Raw genomic sequence first — 16,529 nt, 5'->3', positions numbered from 1 at the left:
TCACCCTGGCGCCACTCGGTTTTGCTCAATCCGCTCAGTTTTTTTGGCGAAACGCTCAAATGAATGCGATCGATAAACTCATCAGCCTGGCCAACGTTCGCGGCAGCCTGGACCTGCGCTGTCAGTTCCAGGGCGACTGGGCCCTGGATCACGGCCAGCATGCCCTGGGCACGGCGCCCTATCACATCGTGCTGGCCGGCGAATGCCGCGTCGAGTTTGCCGATGGGCAGCGCTTGCCCATGCGCGCCGGTGACATCCTGCTGCTGCCGCGCGGCGCCCCGCACCTCATGCACAGCCCTGGGAAAATGGTGACGCCGACCTCACCCCGGATCGTGACCGGAGGCGCCCTGCCGATTCACCGCATTGGCGGTGCCAGCGCGGAGCTGGACATGCTTTGCGGTGGTTTTCATTTCAACCGAGCTTCGTTGCTGTTCAGCGCCCTGCCCGACTACCTGGTGATTCCCAGCGGCGCCTTACCGGCCAACGGACCTTTGCCGGCATTGGTGGAAATCCTTCGCGGGGAAGCGGATGGGAACCAGCCCGGCGCTCGCTTCTTGCTCGACGCCTTGTCCCAGGCCCTGTTCACCCTGATTCTGCGTGCGCACCTGTCGAGTCATGGCCAGGACAGCGGCACGCTGGCCCTGCTCGGCGACAAGCGCCTGGGCCGGGCCTGGCAGGCGATGCTGGCGGACCCTGCGCACGAGTGGACCATCCAAGGCCTGGCAGACCTCGCGAGCATGTCCCGGGCCAATTTCATGCGCGCATTCGTCAAGCTGGCCGGCGTCTCGCCGTGGGTACTGTTGACGCAAGTGCGAATGGAGTTGGCCTTCAGTCTGCTCAGCCACTCACACCTGGGGCTGAGCGATATTGCCGTACAGGTCGGCTACCAATCCCAGGCTGCGTTCAGCAAGAAATTCAAGGAAATCTACGGCGAGGCGCCAGGGCGGGTGCGTCGTGGGATCCAGGCCCCGAACGCGCGCTGACCATCAAGAGATATCCGCTCGCAGGGCCGGGTGCTCGCGCAGGTGCTCGACGATGTAGTCCACGAAACTGCGCACCCGCATCGGCGCCTTGCGCCTTTCACGGTAGACCACCTGCACGGGCATGGAGGGTGGTTCATAGGCTTGCAAGACCCTGCGCAAGCGTCCGCTGCTCAGATAGTCGTACAACGGATAGCTCAAGCAACGCGTCAACCCGGCCCCATGAGCTGCTGCGTCGATGGCCGCCTGTAGCGTGGCGCAACTGAGCCGCGTGCGGGCCTTGAAGCCGTTGGTCTCGCCCTGCTGTTGAAAAGACCACTGGACCCAGTCCTGGTTGGCCTGCGTGGCGATCAGGCGGTGATCGTGCAGATCCTGCGGCACAACCGGCTCACCATACATCGCCAGATAACCAGGACTGGCGCAGACGAGCGAGCGAACGCTGCCGACAGGTCGTGCGATCAATGAGCAACTGGGTAGATGCCCTACCAACACCGCGACATCCAGCCCTTCCTCATGCATGTTCGGGAAACGATCATGGTAGTGGGCCAATAGCCTGATCTCGGGGAAGTGATCCATGTAGCCGGCCAATACCGGGGCCATGACATAACGGCTGAACAAGGTGGGCAACAGAATCGTCAGATTGCCCTGGGCCTGGACATGCCAGCCCTTGGCCGATGCTTCAGCCTCGTCAACGGCCTGGAGAATGCGTGAACAATCAGCCATGAAGCCGACCCCGGCTTCCGTCAGCGCCACCCCGCGCGTGCTTCGTGACAGCAGCTGCACACCCAGTCGCGCTTCCAGTCGAGCGACCGCACGCATCACGGTCGGTCCGGAGACGTTGAGGCGCTGGGCGGCCGAGGCGAGGCTGGAGCACTGCGACAGCGCGTGGAATACCCTCATTTCATGGTGGCGCGCCATCAGCCGGTGCCTTTTACGACAGGCTTGAGCGTGACGTCGTCTCCCAGCCGATCGGCGAGGAAGTCCACGAACGTACGCACCTTGGCCGGCACCCGATTGCTCTTCTGATACACCACGTGAATCGGCAACGCCGGTGGTTCGAAAGCCTTGAGCACCACTTCCAGTTCACCCTCGGCGACCTGCCGGGCCACTTGATAGGACAATACCCGGGTAACGCCCCAGCCCTGGCGGGCGATATTGATCGCGGCCTGATTCGCGGTCACCACCAGGCGTGGGTCAACCCGCAGGCTCAGCGAGCTTGCTTCGTCCATGAACTGCCAGTGGCTCAGCAAATGACTGGCCGAAGACATCACGATATTGGCCTTGCTCAACTCACCAGGATGGCTTGGCCGTCCATGGCGCTGGAAATAGGCCGGGGCGCCGCAAATCACTTGGCGTACCTCACCGACCTTGATGGCGTGCTGATTGTTTTCCTGCAAATGGCCGATGCGGATCGCCACATCGATGCCCTCGTCCGCGATATTCACCACACGGTCGACCAACAAGGCATTGAGGTGCACCGAGGGAAACCGATCCAGGTAATCCGTCAGCAAGGGCGCGATGTACAACTCGCCAAACAGCACCGGCGCGGTAACCGTCAGATACCCGCACGGGATCGAGTAGCTGCCGGCGGCGGCCTCCTCGGCCTCTTCGAGCTCACTCAGGATCCGCCGGCAATCTTCCAGGTAGCGTTGCCCCGCTTCGGTCAGGTGCACATTGCGGGTGGTACGAGACAATAGTTGGGTGCCGATCCGTTCTTCCATCGCCGCAATGGCCCGCGTCACGCTCGGTGGCGAAATGCGCAAGCGCCGGGCGGCAGCGGCGAACCCTTCCTCCTCGGCAACCACCATGAAAATCTGCATTTCCTGAAAGCGATCCATGGGTGATCCAGCCTTGCGTGAGGGAGATTGAACATACGTGGCGGTTTCGGCCTCAAGGCTTGCCGGAAGAGGCCTCCCGGCAAGCTCCTGCGGTTTGACTCAGGCTTGCTGCAAGCCCTTGGCGGTGCGCTGCATGCCGACGAAATTCGGCAAGGCTTCGATGCTGCCCAGCCAGGCACGGACGTTCGGGTAGTCGGTCAGCGCGACGTTGCCTTCCGGTGCATGGGACACGTAGGTGTACGCGGCCACGTCAGCGATGGTCGGTTGCTCACCGGCCAGGAACCGGCTTTGCCCCAGCTCCGTCTCCATCACCTTCAACAGGGCGTGGGAACGCTTGATGGCATCTTCGGCGTCATAGCCGGCGCCGAACACGGTGATCAATCGGGCGTTGGCCGGCCCCTGGTTGATCTGGCCCGCGGCCACCGAAAGCCAGCGCTGCACCCGGGCCTGGGCGAGCGGATCGCCGGGCAGCCATTGGCCCTTGCCGTATTTGGCCGCGAGGTAGACCAGAATCGCGTTCGAGTCGGCCAGCACAACACCGTTGTCATCGATCACCGGCACCTGGCCGAAGCTGTTGATGGCGAGGAACTCCGGGGTCTTGTGCTCGCCTTTCATCAAGTCCACGAATACCAGCTCGGTCGGCAGGCCCAGCAGCGAGAGCATCAGCTCGACACGATGGGCGTGACCCGACAACGGGTGGCGATAAAGTTTGATCGCGTTCTCAGGCATGACGTACTCCATGTTGTTTGGGCTCGACGCGGTGATCGCGTCGATGGGGCTATCCTCTGCTCCTGCTCCGGACAGTGGAATAACCAGCTTTTACAATCCAGCATTTCACCCAGTGAAATGATCGCAAGCCCTAGACCTCAAGCACCAACGGTTCGCTGCCTTGAGCCGGCACCGCGCAACAGATCAGCACTTCGCCTTCGCCAACCGGCTCGGCCGGCTGGCTCAGGTAATGCACCTGGCCGCGGCTCAAGCGGGTTTTGCAGGTGCCGCAGGAACCGCCGCGGCAGCTGAATTCCGGGTTCAGGCCGCGCGCTTCGGCCAGCTCCAGCAGCGTTCCGCCGCCGGGCTCCCAACGGGCCTCCTTGCCGGAACTGGCGAACAAGACCTTCACCGCTTCAGTCGCGGCCGGCACTTGCTGGGGCGCCGGCATGCTGACTTCGATGTCCCGCACAAGGGTGGAGGGACCGAAGGTTTCCGCATGGATGCGATCGTCAGGGATGCGCAATTTGCGCAGCCCGTCGTACAGCGCCTGGGTAAAGCTGCCCGGCCCGCACAGATAGAAGTCGTAGTCGTTGAGCGGCAGCAGTTTCTTCAGCAGTTCCACATCGATCCGGCCCGCCAGATCATAATCTTCACCAACCTTCGCTTCGGTGGGCGGTTGGCTGACCATGCGCACAACCTGGAGCTTGTCGCCGGCACGGGCGGCCAGTTCGTCGATCTCTTCACGGAACGCCAGGTCGGCCACCGAGCGGGCGCTTTGCAGCAGCCAGACCGGACGCATGCGGCTGATGCGTTGCCCCTGGTAAACCACCTCGCGCAACATCGACAACAACGGCGTGATGCCCACCCCCGCTGCCAGCAATACCAACGGACGCCGCTCCGTGGCCTGGACGGTGAAATGGCCCTGGGGCGCCCGCGCTTCGATCTCGTGCAGCGCCCGCACCTGCTCATGCAGGTGGGACGACACCGATCCATCGCGCTTGACGCTGATGCGCAGGAAATCATCCGACGGCGCACTGGAAACGCTATAGGTTCGGATCGACGGCGCTTTCTGCCCCTCCAGCTGGATCCGCACCGGCAAATGTTGCCCGGCTTCAAACCGAGGCAAGCCCAAGCCATCGCTCGCCTGCAGGTAGAACGAACGAATGTTGTGGCTCTCATCCACGACTCGCGCAACCCGCAACGCACGCCAGCGGCTACGCAGCGCCTCAGCCTGCAAACGCTCTGCGGCTTGCTCCCAACTGCCGGTCATCAATGAATTGGGCGAATCGCCTTCATCCTGATCCTTCCAGCGCAGCGCGATGGCGGCCGGACGATAGACGATGCGTTGCGGTGTGAAGCGCAGCAGCCGCTCGGCGCCTTGGAAGGCATTGATCTCGGGATCGTCCAGCAGGACTTGCGCCGAGCCACTCATTTGCAGCAGATCGCCGGTCTGGAAATCGACGAACACCAGCCCGGCCCGCGGGTTGAGCAGGATGTTGCCCAGGGTGTTGAAGAACAGATTGCCGGAAAAATCCGGAATGGTCAGCGACCCGTCTTCATCCATGCGCACAAACCCTGGCTTGCCGCCACGGTGAGAAGCATCGACCTGCCGCTCGCCATCGCGCACCACGTAGGTGGCGATATAAAACGAATCGGCCGCCGTCACCAGGCGCCGGACCAGCGGGTCTGACACGCTCAACTGCCGCGGCGCGACCGCCTGTGGGTCGACAAATTGATACTGGCGCAGGTTGATGTAGCGAGGGCAGTTGCCATAGGCCTGGCTCACTGCAATCTCCAGCCCTGGGGCAAGCTGACGGCGCACCACGCCATTCATGCGATTACGCCGACGGGTGTGCAACTCGATCCCCAGCATGCCGATGGCATCCCCCTCGCCCATGCCTTCCTGGGCGGGGTCGTTCGGCTCGGGCTCGAGGTTGATGTGCAGGGTCTGCGGATCGGGCGAATTCATGAAACCCGGTTGTCCCGCGCGCAGGGTCGCCCACACGTCGCCTTGCCGGTCCACCGCCCCCAGCACCACGAAAGGCAGTTGGGCGTAGAACTCCCGGTGCTGGTCCGGCATCCACGTACGCGCCAGTTGCCGTTGGCCGACACTGGCCATCATGTCGACAGCCCCGACGGAGCGCTGCAAGGTCAGCTCTCCTTCGTGCCAGGGCGAGTTTTTTGCTTGCAAGGCTTCGTCCATCAGCTACTCCTCGCGCTCGCAGCATGAACGCCTGCGCCAGTGCGCTACGGTTGGGGATTCTCCGCCATCGTTTGCACGGGTGTGCAAGTGGCTGGCGTTATCTTCTGCCCAAAGCGGTTGCGCAGGAATACGCACGAACTGCAATCCACCGTTTCATAAAATGGAATGGTGGGCTCATGGCCTGACACTGGCGAAATGCTTGGTCAATTCGAGCAAGGTCACCCGCAACTCCGGAGGCCGCACGGGCTTGGCCAGGATTGAAATGTTCATGTGGTGCAGGGCGTGGCGAATTCTTTCGATTTCATGGCCGGTCATGATCATGGCGGGGACTTCCCAGCCTCGCTGTTCGCGAATCGCGGCAATGCATTCGGCCCCCGAGACTTTCGTACCCAGGTCGAAGTCGGCAATGATGATGTCGCAGTCGCTGGTCACACCCACCCCGTCGCTGTGGGTTTCCACTTCGCATCCCCACTTCTCCAACAGCGCCGACGTCGCCATCAGCACGTTGGCGTCATCCTCCACCAGGCACACCCGCAAGCCCTGCAAACGGCTTTGCGTGGGCACCGGTCTGTCCACCACAGCCCTTGGCGCGACCCTTTCCAGCCCTTGGATCGTGGCGCGCGTGCCCTGGCCGAGCCGGGAGTCCAGCTGGATGTCCAGATTGATCAGGTGGCTGATTCGCTTGACGATGGACAACCCCAGGCCCAGCCCCTCGACATCCTTGTCACGGACATGGCGTACCCGATAAAACTCCTTGAACACCTCAGGCAGATGTTCGGCGGCAATGCCCCGGCCCTTGTCGTAGATGACGATGGCCAGGCCACTGCCTTTCGGACGCACACCGATCAACACCGGTTGGCCGGGGGCATATTTGAGCGTATTGGAAACCAGGTTCTGCACCATGGTAGCCAACAAACCGGCATTGACGCTGACCCAGTGCCGGCAAGGCCGCAGGCGCAACTCGACACCGGCCCAGCGGGCGGCTTCGGTGTTCTGCTTGACCACATCCTGGAGCAGCGCGCCCAGGTGCACGGGTTCGGCCTGGGGTTCAAGCTGCCCGTTGTCGAGGGTGTAGATGTCCAGGATCGAACGAAACAGCTGCGACACGATGTGCAGCGAACGGTCGATGTTGTCCACCAGTCGCAGCTCTTCCTGGCCCAAACGGGCATCGCGCAGGCAGGCGGTGAACAAGCCGATCGAGTGGATCGGCTGGCGCAAGTCATGGCTGGCCTGGGCCAGGAAGCGGGATTTTTCCTGGTTCGCGGCAATCGCCTCTTCCGAAGCGATGCGGGTACGGGTCAGCAGGATATGCGCGTAGGCAGGCACCACGATGGTGGTGACGATCAACGTCAGGAACAGATAGGGCTGGCCACGCCAGAACGGCGTGAGCAGGAAAATCACCCCCAGTGTCGACAGCGCGAGAACGGTTGCCAGCGCCAGGTAGCGCGAGCCGAAGCGCATGCCATTGCCCAACGTGACCCAGAGCAATGCCGCGTACACCGGCAGCGTGCCCTCCCCACCGACGATCAAGGCAAAGGCGAGGCTTGCGTAATCCAGGGTCATGGCAAAAAGACGACGCAGGAAAAAGTGCCCGGGCCAGCGCCTGACCGCCATGCGCAGCGGGACCGCGGCGCCGAAGAAAAAGGCCATGTACCACAGGATCGGTACATAGGTTTCGAAGTCGCTGGCCAGAAAGGCCACCACAATGATGTAAAGCGCAGTACACGCCCCGACCGTCAATCTCAATGTCGCCTGATCAAGCTCGCTATTCTTTTCCGTCATAGTCACAGGAATATTCCCAACATGAAAGTTTGTATCAACTTGAAAACCAAGGGAGTCGTTTAGGTTACGATGTGCGAACTTGAAGTCAGAAGGATCTGAAGCATGACGTGCAGAGTCATTGTGGCAGATGACCATCCTTTGTTTCGTGAAGGTATGTTGAGAACCATCGAACGGCTTCTGCCGACAGCCACCATAGAACAAGCTGGCAATCTGGATGAAGTATTGGCGCTGGCGCGTTCCGGGGTGGAAGTGGACTCCCTGATACTCGACTTGCGCTTTCCCGGGATCAAATCGCTGCAAGTCATAGGCCAGTTGCGCAGTGAGTTCAAACGGACCTCCATTATTGTGGTTTCAATGATGGATGACATCGAGGTTATTTCCCAGGTGATGGCGCTGGGTGCCGACGGTTTCATCGGCAAGAATATCGACCCTTCCGATATTGCCGACGCCATCATGGCAATACGCGAAGGCGAAGTGGTGGTGAAGTATCAAGCCGAAAATTCGGTACTGGACGATGCGCTTTCCCAGCTGACCGTACGCCAACGGCAAGTGCTTGGGTTGATCGCGGCCGGCAAGACCAACAAGGAAATAGCCCGGGACCTGGGCATTTCCCCGTTCACGGTGCGCATCCATGTCTCGAGCCTGCTCAAATCCCTGGGTGTCCCCACGCGCGCGGCGGCCGCGGCGCAATTTTCCAACTTTCCAAGCAATGGAGGATGGTCGGAAAAACAAGACAATTAAATGTGTAACAGCTGCAAATACTCATTGAGCATTACCCTCCCTGCCAGTCCCCCAGGCCATAGCACACTTGTACTATAGCTTCGCCCAGTACTCTCCCCCTAAGCTGTGGGCGTTCCATACAAAGGCTGTTCGAACAGCCAATCATAAAGAAAGCCAACGCGCCATTCGCCGTGCAGTATCACTGTGCCTATCGAAACGTCATGGCGTGCGCAGCCTATGGATTAAATAAGTCCACAGGCGGCGCAATGCTGGGTCAACTTCACCGTCTGTGCGGTTGAAATGGAATGGTCCTGACATTAACTCAAGGTAAGTCATCATGTCCTTCGAATATGGAAAAACACTTAGAAATGGATTGGCGCTGTGCGTGCTGGCGGGCGTACTCAACGGTTGTGCAAACACCGGTGACTTGGGCAACTTGGGCAACTTGATGGGCACCTTGAATCAGGGCGCCCAGAAATACGACGTCTCTTACCTCAAGCAAACGATCATTCCGGGCAAGACGACAAAAGGCCAGATCACCCAAATGTTCGGCGCGCCGACGAATGAAGAGCTCAATTCGACCAGCGCCAGCAACGAGTCGAACTGGACCTATGAAAAGAGTGATGAGGGCCTGGATAAGTACATGAAGCTGGCCCATAAGTACGTGTCGCCCGAGACACGCCTGAAGATGGCCGACACCTCGGCACAACTGTACAAGGCACAGACCGTGGCCAACGACGTCAGCAGCGTGACCGGTGGGAAAACGGGCCAAAGCCAGACCCAAGGTTCGGTATTGACCATTTATTTCGTCGATGACGTCGTGAAGTACTACAGGGTCTACTGACGCAATGACTCGTCCGTTGGGGGCAGCATCAAGCCTGTCCCCAACCTTCACCGATCACTCCTTCCACGTACCTCCGCTCAAGGCGCAACTCTTGCGGGTGCTGTCCAACAGCTCAGCGGTACGCTTGTAGTAATAAAAGTCCACGCCCTGCCCGTTCACATTCACACAGGTGCCCTGGGGATTCTCCGGGCAGGTTTGCGAGTAGGTGATCCTGCCCGCTTCGCCACCAAGCGCGACCGGCATGTTGGCGAAGGATTCACAACTGGCGCGGAACTTGGCCGCCGGTTGCTTATCGCTCGCCTGCACGCAGTCTTTCGCCTCGATGTGTTGCCCCATGACGGTCATCTCACCTTCCATCGTGCACGCCTGGCTACCTGCATGGGCCACTGAAGCGCACAGCATCGCGGCGCTGATCACACTGAAAAAACGAACGACTCCGTTCATGTACTCTCCCGACGTCCTGAGTGGTCATACCTCCTGAAGTATCCTGACTCGGGCAACAATTCTGAATAGCACAGATGGGCTAGCCGCTAAGCTTGCTCAAGGCACCAGAGGCACATGAGGTTCGAACGCCCGTGGAAAAGAACAGTGAACTGGACCAGGCCACGTTGCGCCTGATCGTCAGCGCCTGTGCGCTGTTGTACATCGTCGTGTTGGCCAGCCTCCATCCCGGCGATGCCACAGGCTACGTGCCCATCATCATTTACATCACAACGTTTATCGTCGCCTCGGTATTCCTGCGCATGATCATCAAGCGCTGGCCAGGACACTTCTTCTGGCGGCGCCTTTTCTCGATGCTGCATGACTACACGGGCATCGCTTTCGCCATGGTGCTGGGCGGTGAAAGCGCACTGCCGATCTACGCGGCACTGCTCTGGGTCACCCTGGGCAATGGCATGCGCTTCGGCTCGCGCTACCTGGCGCTGGCAACCGTTATCGCGCTGTCGACCCTGGTGCTGATTTTCTGGCTCAATCCGTTCTGGCATGGCCAGCCCTACATGTTCCTGATGTTGATCGTCACCACCATCGTGGTGCCGGCCTATGCGCACATCCTGCTTAAGCGCACCCGCATTGCTTCGGAAGAGGCGATTGCCGCGAACCAGGAGAAATCCCGCTTCCTGGCCCAGGCCAGCCATGACCTGCGCCAACCGATCCACTCCATCGGCCTGTTCACCGCCTGCCTGCGTGACGCCAGGCTGGGCCTGGAGGAATTGCGGCTGGTGGACAACATCGACCGTTCGCTGCACACCGTATCGCAGCTGTTCCGTTCGATCCTCGATATCTACACCCTGGACCATGGCCAACTGATGCCGAAGGCCGAACCCGTGCACTTGGGCGCGCTACTACAGGACGTGGTCAAGCAGAACACCGAGGCGGCTCGCTGGGCTGGGGTCGAACTGCGCCTGCGCGCCAGCCCTTACTGGGTCAGCGTCAATCCAGGCATGCTGACCACGATGGTCCAGAACCTGCTGTCCAACGCCCTCAAATACGCGCCCGGCCAACCGGTACTGATCGGCGTGCGACGCCAGGGCAAGCGCCTGGCCGTGGTGATCTACGACAAGGGCCGCGGCATTGCGGCCGAACATTTGCCCGAAGTGTTCAAGGAGTTCTACCGCGTGCGCCATGTGCGCGACAAGGATGTCGAGGGTCTTGGCCTGGGCCTGTCCATCGTCAAGCGCATCAGCCAGATACTCGGTGTCGATGTACACATCCGCTCCACGGTTGGACAAGGCACCAAGGTAGCGATCAGCGGCCTGGAACTGGCGGCGCCAAGGGCCATGGAGCCCAAGGTGTCGCCCGTCCAGAATCGCTTGGACGGATTACGGGTGTGCTTGGTGGAAGACGACGCCAACGTCCTGATGGCGACGTCGGCGCTCCTGGAAAAATGGGGTTGCGAGGTTGAGGCTCACAGCGACGGCGAGGGGCTGACCAGCGATTGCGCCATCGTCATCGCCGATTTCGACCTGGGCACGAAAGTCTCCGGCGCCGAATGCATCGCCGCGATACGCGCACAGCGCGGCTGGGAAGTCCCGGCATTGGTCATCACCGGACACGAGATCGAGCGCATACGCCAGTCATTGCAAAGCCTGAACATCTCGGTGCTGGCCAAGCCCGTACGACCGCCGGAGCTGCGAACAGTATTGCTTGAACTGCTCAAGTCCATGGATCGCCAGGGCGAGGGCTCAGCTCACCTCAACCCACCCAGCCGATAGCCGTCTTGGGAATCACCTCGGACTCGTCGAGCTTGGAAGCGAACATGCTCACCGCATCGAGGGCATCGGTGGTCCCGTTCCGGATCTGCACGATGACCGATCCGGCCTGGTCTGCCAGGGTGACACCGCGCAAGGCGCCCTCATGGGTCACGTTCATGCTCGCGACAGCATCGCGGGTTTCGGAGAGGATCATGCCGATCATTTCGGCAATCTCCGAGGTGGAACGACTGGTGCGCCCGGCCAGTTGCCGGACCTCGTCGGCCACCACCGCGAACCCCCGCCCCTGATCGCCGGCCCGCGCAGCCTCGATGGCCGCGTTGAGGGCCAGCAGGTTGGTCTGGTCGGCAATGCCGCGAATGGTATTGACGATGGCCGTGATCTCTTCCGAACGGGCGCCCAGTTGCCCAACCAGGCGCGCGGAGGCGCCGATGTTGTCGGCGATCTCGCGCATCTCCTTGGCGGTCTGGTGGATCACCTGGGCGCCCTGCTCGGCCACGCGCTCGGTCTCGGCGGAGATGTGGTACGCACGGGAGGCGCCGCGTGAGTCCTCCTCGAATTTCTCTACCCGTTCGGTGATGTCACTGGCGAACTTCACAATCTTGCACAACTTGCCTTCGGCGTCGTAGACCGGGTTGTAGCTGGCTTCCAGCCAGACAACTTTGCCGTTTTTGCCGAGACGCTTGAATTGCCCGCTGAAAAACTCACCGGCGTTCAGACGACGCCAGAAATCACTGTACTCCGAGCTACCCACCAGGCTCGGTTCGCAAAACATCCGGTGGTGCTTGCCCTTGAGTTCGGCCAGTGAGTAATGCATGACATTCATGAAGTTGTCGTTGGCGGTCAGGATGTTGCCGCCCAGGTCGAACTCGATGACCGCCATGGCCCGGTCGAGGGCCGCCAGCCGGCCGCGTGTTTCGGCCTCGGCGGTGACCTTGGCGGTGACATCGAGTGCGTACTTGACCACCTTCACGACACGGCCTTGTTCGTCCACCACCGGGTTATAGCTGGCTTCCAGCCACACGTTCTGGCCTGACGCGCTGCGGCGGTGAAACGTGCCGGATACGAATTGACCGGTGCGCAATTTGTTCCAGAACTCACGGTACTCGGCGCTGCCCGCCAACGCCGGGGGGCAGAAATCCCGATGGGACAGGCTGGCCAATTGTTCCGCACGGTAACCCATCGTGCTCAGGAAATTCTCGTTCGCCCGAAGGACCTTGCCATCGGAGCTGAACTCGATAACAGCCATCGACCGCTCCAGAGCGCCCACCAGTCCTTTGTAAGTTGCCAATTCGGCCGTCCTAGCCGTCAGTTCATCTTTTAGTTTTTTATTAAACATGACGTACCCTCGAAGTAACCGGACCTTATATACATATCGACTGGTTAGCTTGGGGCTGAACGGTATGACGAAATTATGTTTCGACGCCAAAACCCACCGAATCCATCAACCAGGTTCTAAAGGCCTGCACCTTTGGGGCATCGGCCAGTTCATGTGGGGTGACGAAGTAAATCGCGGGGTTGTCCGCTAGGCAGCATCATAAAAATTTCATGGTGCCGGAGCATGATCGCTACGTTTGCTGATTACTTTCGTTCCCATTCAGCGAGGTAGGACCATGCCACCGCAAGGACTCCAGGTGGACTTCGCCCATCGACCACGGCTTGCCGATCTGCACCCCCTGCTGGAACCCGCCAGGCGCCTGTCCAGCACCCTGCGCAAACAGCCAGGGCCGGCCGTCACACCGGCGGTGCAGTTGCAAGACCGGCAGGGATACGACAGCGGCTTTCTTGGCGACTTCATCGTGCCTTGGCCAAGCGTGGAAGCAGCCTTGGTCGATGACGTCTACCCGACCGGCACCGTCGACAATCGCCTGGATTATCAGCACTTCTCCATCGTTCTTTCGCGACGGCGACGCCTGGCCCTGGTGGCGGGCGTCAACATCGATGGCGCCAGCAGTGTCGAGATCGACCGGGGGCGTGACGCCTGGGCGTATGACGGTCGAATCCCCAGCGATGCCCAGATTGGAGAGGCGCTGTACGCCGGCAATTTGCTGGATCGCGGTCATCTGGTCAGACGACAGGATCCCAATTGGGGCTCCGATGCACAGACCGCCAACAACGACACCTTCCACTTCACCAATTGCTCGCCGCAGATGGCAGCCTTCAATCAAAAAACCTGGCTCGAGCTTGAGGATTACATCCTCGATAACACGCGCCGGTGGAAAGCCAGGGCGACGATATTTACCGGGCCCTTGTTCCGGGACGATGATCAAGCGTACAGAGGCGTACAGATCCCCACTGCGTTCTGGAAAGTCGTGACCTTTCTCGGTGACGACGGCAAACCTTCGGCCAGTGCCTACATGATTGACCAGCGCCAGGAACTGGAAAAGTTGGAACTTGTGTTCGGAGCACTCAAGACTTACCGACGCAGCGTCGATCAAATTGAGGCGCTGACCGGTATCCGCTTTGGCGACTTGGCTGACTACGACGGCTTTTCCAATGAAGAACGACTGACAGGTACGAGGATTGAAGCGCCAATCCGTGGGCCTGAAGACATTCGCCTTTGAAAACGGTGGGAATGAGCTGGCTCGCGATGACGGCAGTACAGACATCCCCGCAAGCTGACCCGCCGCTATCGCGAGCAAGCTCGCTCCCACAGGGGATTGAAGGTGCATGGGATGTTGGTGAACGACTCAAAATACTGTGGGAGCGAGCTAGCTCGCGATGACGGCAGCACAGCCAACATCCCCGCAAACTGACCCGCCGCTATCGCGAGCAAGCTCGCTCCCACAGGGGATTGAAGGTGCATGGGATGTTGGTGAACGACTCAAAATACTGTGGGAGCGAGCTTGCTCGCGATGACGGCGGCACAGTCAACATCCCCGCAAACTGACCTGCCGCTATCGCGAGCAAGCTCGCTCCCACAGGGGATTGAAGGTGCATGGGATGTTGGTGAGCGATTCAAAAAACGGTGGGACTTATTCGCTCAAGGCTTGGCTGAAGGAGGTGTCGATAATCCCGGCAGTGGCCAGCGGGGCTGGCAGCGCCTTGACCTTGAACAGGAAGTCCGCCGTGCTTTGCAGGTCGGCGGCGGCCTGTCGATCCACCGGGCCGACGCTCATGTGGGCCTGGCGCAACCAATGGCGTGAGACGTTCTGGTCGAGGTTGGCCTTTTTCGCCCACAAGTCCGCGTATGAGTCGGTGTGGTTGTCGACCCAGGTTCGGGCTTGTTTCACGCGGCCGAGGAAGTCGGCGATGGCTTCGCGCTTGCTGTCGATGGACGGTGTCGAAGCGGCAATGGCGCTGAGACCGGGCATGAGGTTTTTCGCCGTCAGGATCGGCCGGGCGCCGGAGAACAGGATCTGTTGCGAGATGTAGGGTTCCCACACCGGAAAGGCATCGATGCTGCCCTGGGGCAAGGCCGCCGCCGCGTCGATCGGCATCAGCTTGATGAATTCCACATGGTTCTCCGGCAAGCCGGCCTGCTCCAGGGCGCGCAGGGTCAGTTGCTGGCTCCAGGCGCCGGGCCAATAGGCAACCTTCTTGCCCTTGAGGTCGGCGATGGTCTTGACCGGTGAGTCCTTGGGCACCAACAGCGCAATGGTGTCCGGGTTCTGCCGCGAAACACCGATCAGTTTCACCGGTGCCTGTTTGGCAGCCAGGAACAGAAAACCCGAATCGCCGAGAAAGCCCAGGTCCAGGTCGCCGGTATTCAGCGCCTCGGCCAGGGGCGCGGCGGCTTGGAAGTGTTTCCAGTCGACGCGGTAGGGAGCGCCCTCAAGCACCCCCGAGGCCTCCACCGAAGCCCGCACGTTGTAGTAGTTCTGGTCGCCAACATACAGGACCAACGGCTCACTGGCCTGGAGCCAAGGGGCGGCGAACAATGTGCTGAGGAGCAGACCGCGCAGGGATCGGGCGAACGTCATGAAGGCAATCCTGAATGAGTTTCATAGAACATAACGCTCTTGTAATTCACATCATAAATTCTTTTAACGCATAAGCTCATAGTCACAAGCAGCCACTGTCCACGACCCAACAGTGCCGCAACAGACTGTTGCCTGGGCAACATTTCCTTGAAGCCTTCACCCCGTGGCGGCACCCGAAAACCGCCCATTCGCCGGCTATGGCACAGAGCCTGCAATATTCCTTTCAAGTGCGATTTTCTTCCGCACTCCGATCTTTCGGAAATAAGAACATTGCCTTCTCACCGCCTTGCTGGAGCTGTTTCATGAAACCCGACTTCCGCTTCCCACTGGCCCTCGCCAGATCCCTGATCGGTGCCTGTGCCCTGGCGTTGAGCCTGCCGACCCTGGCCCAGGCCGCAGAAAGCCCTCCTGCCGAAGTGCACCTGGATTACGCCTATTACTCGCCGGTCAGCCTGGTGCTCAAGCATTTCGGTTACCTGGAAAAGGCCCTGCCCCAGACCAAGGTCAGTTGGGTCCTGAGCCAGGGCAGTAACCGCTCCCTGGAATACCTCAATAGCGGCGGCGTCGACTTCGCTTCGTCCGCCAGCCTCGCCGCGGTGCTGAGCCGGGCCAATGGCAGCCCGATCAAGTCGGTGTATGTCTACAGTCGCGCCGAATGGACCGCCCTGGTGGTGCGCAAGGATTCGCCGTACCAGACGGTCGCCGACCTCAAGGGCAAGAAAATCGCCGCCACCAAAGGCACCGATCCCTACCTGTTCACCCTGCGCAGCCTGCAACAGGCCGGGCTGAAGAAAGACGATGTGGAGCTGGTGCACTTGCAGCACCCGGACGGTCGCACCGCCCTGGAAAAAGGCGATGTCGACGCCTGGGCCGGTCTCGACCCGCACATGGCCGCCAGCGAAGTACAAGCCGGGTCGCGCCTGCTGTATCGCAACCCCGCCTTCAACAGCTACGGCGTGGTCAGTGTCACGGAGAAATATGCCCAGGAGCATCCGCAAACCATCGACACCGTGCTTGCGGCCTACGAACAGGCCCGGGCCTGGTCGGTGGAGCATCCGCAAGAGCTGGCCAAATTGCTGGCCGACGAATCCGGACTGCCGCTGGAAGTTGCCCGGCTGCAACTGTCCCGCACCGACCTGGGCAGCCCGCAGTTGAGTGCCAAGGATGTGCTGGCTTCCAAGGCGGCCGCGCCGATCCTGGTCTCGGAAGAGTTGGTTCGTCGCGGGGTGAATGTGGACCAGGTGATCGATCAATTGCTCGACACCGGTCGCCAGCAGGCCGTGGCCCGTCAATAACCCTTGCCCAGGCGACAACCGAT

The 16,529-nt window shown here is 60.7% G+C and carries 13 protein-coding genes and 2 pseudogenes; 6 read left to right on the top strand and 9 right to left on the bottom strand.

All coding sequences use genetic code 11. The features are described from left to right. The first annotated feature begins 59 nt into the window (after nt 1-59). Complete coding sequence (locus AO356_RS23780) at nt 60-983, top strand: AraC family transcriptional regulator (RefSeq protein ID WP_060741838.1); 924 nt, start codon at nt 60-62, stop codon at nt 981-983. A gap of 3 nt (nt 984-986) precedes the next feature. Here AO356_RS23780 and AO356_RS23775 read toward each other — a convergent pair whose 3' ends face one another. The 5 genes from AO356_RS23775 to AO356_RS23755 form a co-directional block, all read right to left on the bottom strand. Next, nucleotides 987-1,898, bottom strand: coding sequence for a LysR family transcriptional regulator (locus AO356_RS23775; protein ID WP_060741837.1), 912 nt, complete (start codon nt 1,896-1,898; stop codon nt 987-989). Beyond that, nucleotides 1,898-2,818 (bottom strand): LysR family transcriptional regulator, encoded by a 921-nt coding sequence (locus tag AO356_RS23770; RefSeq protein WP_060741836.1) that lies wholly within the window; start codon nt 2,816-2,818, stop codon nt 1,898-1,900. The genes AO356_RS23775 and AO356_RS23770 overlap by 1 nt, the downstream gene beginning before the upstream one ends. Before the next feature lie 99 nt (nt 2,819-2,917). After that, a complete protein-coding gene (locus AO356_RS23765) occupies nt 2,918-3,547 on the bottom strand; it encodes a glutathione S-transferase family protein (RefSeq protein WP_060741835.1) in 630 nt (209 codons plus the stop codon). A gap of 130 nt (nt 3,548-3,677) precedes the next feature. Beyond that, complete coding sequence (locus AO356_RS23760) at nt 3,678-5,732, bottom strand: pyridoxamine 5'-phosphate oxidase family protein (RefSeq protein ID WP_060741834.1); 2,055 nt, start codon at nt 5,730-5,732, stop codon at nt 3,678-3,680. 174 nt (nt 5,733-5,906) lie between these two features. Further along, entirely contained in the window at nt 5,907-7,514 is a 1,608-nt protein-coding gene (locus AO356_RS23755; RefSeq protein ID WP_060741833.1) for a hybrid sensor histidine kinase/response regulator, read from the bottom strand. Nucleotides 7,515-7,616: 102 nt separating this feature from the next. Here AO356_RS23755 and AO356_RS23750 point away from each other — a divergent pair, with 102 nt between their 5' ends. Together AO356_RS23750 and AO356_RS23745 are read left to right on the top strand one after the other, a co-directional pair. Then, on the top strand, nt 7,617-8,255 hold the full coding sequence (locus tag AO356_RS23750; protein ID WP_060741832.1) for a response regulator: 639 nt from the start codon (nt 7,617-7,619) through the stop codon (nt 8,253-8,255). A 316-nt stretch (nt 8,256-8,571) separates the two neighbouring features. Continuing rightward, entirely contained in the window at nt 8,572-9,078 is a 507-nt protein-coding gene (locus tag AO356_RS23745) for a hypothetical protein (protein ID WP_081015413.1), read from the top strand. A 54-nt stretch (nt 9,079-9,132) separates the two neighbouring features. Here the strand turns inward: AO356_RS23745 and AO356_RS23740 are convergent, their stop codons facing one another. Further along, nucleotides 9,133-9,522: a hypothetical protein gene (locus tag AO356_RS23740; RefSeq protein ID WP_060741831.1), complete on the bottom strand. Its 390-nt coding sequence runs from the start codon at nt 9,520-9,522 to the stop codon at nt 9,133-9,135. A gap of 131 nt (nt 9,523-9,653) precedes the next feature. On the opposite strand from AO356_RS23740, the gene AO356_RS23735 reads away from it, so the two are divergent. Next, nucleotides 9,654-11,291, top strand: coding sequence for a hybrid sensor histidine kinase/response regulator (locus AO356_RS23735; protein WP_060741830.1), 1,638 nt, complete (start codon nt 9,654-9,656; stop codon nt 11,289-11,291). On the opposite strand, the pseudogene AO356_RS33470 reads toward AO356_RS23735, so the two are convergent. Both AO356_RS33470 and AO356_RS33465 read right to left on the bottom strand, forming a co-directional pair. Next, nucleotides 11,272-11,745: pseudogene (locus AO356_RS33470) on the bottom strand (methyl-accepting chemotaxis protein); the annotation flags it as partial. The gene AO356_RS23735 and the pseudogene AO356_RS33470 sit on opposite strands and share 20 nt — an antisense overlap. 162 nt (nt 11,746-11,907) lie before the next feature. Further along, nucleotides 11,908-12,537, bottom strand: a pseudogene (locus tag AO356_RS33465) (PAS domain-containing protein); the annotation flags it as partial. A 364-nt stretch (nt 12,538-12,901) separates the two neighbouring features. Between AO356_RS33465 and AO356_RS23725 the strand changes: the two are divergent. Beyond that, entirely contained in the window at nt 12,902-13,852 is a 951-nt protein-coding gene (locus tag AO356_RS23725) for a DNA/RNA non-specific endonuclease (RefSeq protein ID WP_060741828.1), read from the top strand. A 411-nt stretch (nt 13,853-14,263) separates the two neighbouring features. On the opposite strand, the gene AO356_RS23720 is transcribed toward AO356_RS23725, so the two are convergent. Next, on the bottom strand, nt 14,264-15,211 hold the full coding sequence (locus AO356_RS23720) for an ABC transporter substrate-binding protein (RefSeq protein ID WP_060741827.1): 948 nt from the start codon (nt 15,209-15,211) through the stop codon (nt 14,264-14,266). Between the two features lie 302 nt (nt 15,212-15,513). Here AO356_RS23720 and AO356_RS23715 point away from each other — a divergent pair, with 302 nt between their 5' ends. After that, nucleotides 15,514-16,506, top strand: coding sequence for an aliphatic sulfonate ABC transporter substrate-binding protein (locus AO356_RS23715; protein ID WP_060741826.1), 993 nt, complete (start codon nt 15,514-15,516; stop codon nt 16,504-16,506). Nucleotides 16,507-16,529 lie beyond the last annotated feature (23 nt).

The organism is Pseudomonas fluorescens (assembly GCF_001307275.1).
Classification (GTDB): domain Bacteria; phylum Pseudomonadota; class Gammaproteobacteria; order Pseudomonadales; family Pseudomonadaceae; genus Aquipseudomonas; species Aquipseudomonas fluorescens_AA.
This window is presented reverse-complemented; position numbering and strand designations above follow the sequence as displayed.

Coding starts and splice junctions, on each gene's coding strand:
- AO356_RS23770 (WP_060741836.1), bottom strand. CDS start 2,818: ATGGATCGCTTTCAGGAAATGCAGATTTTCATGGTGGTTGCCGAGGAG.
- AO356_RS23775 (WP_060741837.1), bottom strand. CDS start 1,898: ATGGCGCGCCACCATGAAATGAGGGTATTCCACGCGCTGTCGCAGTGC.
- AO356_RS23720 (WP_060741827.1), bottom strand. CDS start 15,211: ATGACGTTCGCCCGATCCCTGCGCGGTCTGCTCCTCAGCACATTGTTC.
- AO356_RS23755 (WP_060741833.1), bottom strand. CDS start 7,514: ATGACGGAAAAGAATAGCGAGCTTGATCAGGCGACATTGAGATTGACG.
- AO356_RS23745 (WP_081015413.1), top strand. CDS start 8,572: ATGTCCTTCGAATATGGAAAAACACTTAGAAATGGATTGGCGCTGTGC.
- AO356_RS23765 (WP_060741835.1), bottom strand. CDS start 3,547: ATGCCTGAGAACGCGATCAAACTTTATCGCCACCCGTTGTCGGGTCAC.
- AO356_RS23750 (WP_060741832.1), top strand. CDS start 7,617: ATGACGTGCAGAGTCATTGTGGCAGATGACCATCCTTTGTTTCGTGAA.
- AO356_RS23780 (WP_060741838.1), top strand. CDS start 60: ATGAATGCGATCGATAAACTCATCAGCCTGGCCAACGTTCGCGGCAGC.
- AO356_RS23725 (WP_060741828.1), top strand. CDS start 12,902: ATGCCACCGCAAGGACTCCAGGTGGACTTCGCCCATCGACCACGGCTT.
- AO356_RS23715 (WP_060741826.1), top strand. CDS start 15,514: ATGAAACCCGACTTCCGCTTCCCACTGGCCCTCGCCAGATCCCTGATC.
- AO356_RS23760 (WP_060741834.1), bottom strand. CDS start 5,732: ATGGACGAAGCCTTGCAAGCAAAAAACTCGCCCTGGCACGAAGGAGAG.
- AO356_RS23740 (WP_060741831.1), bottom strand. CDS start 9,522: ATGAACGGAGTCGTTCGTTTTTTCAGTGTGATCAGCGCCGCGATGCTG.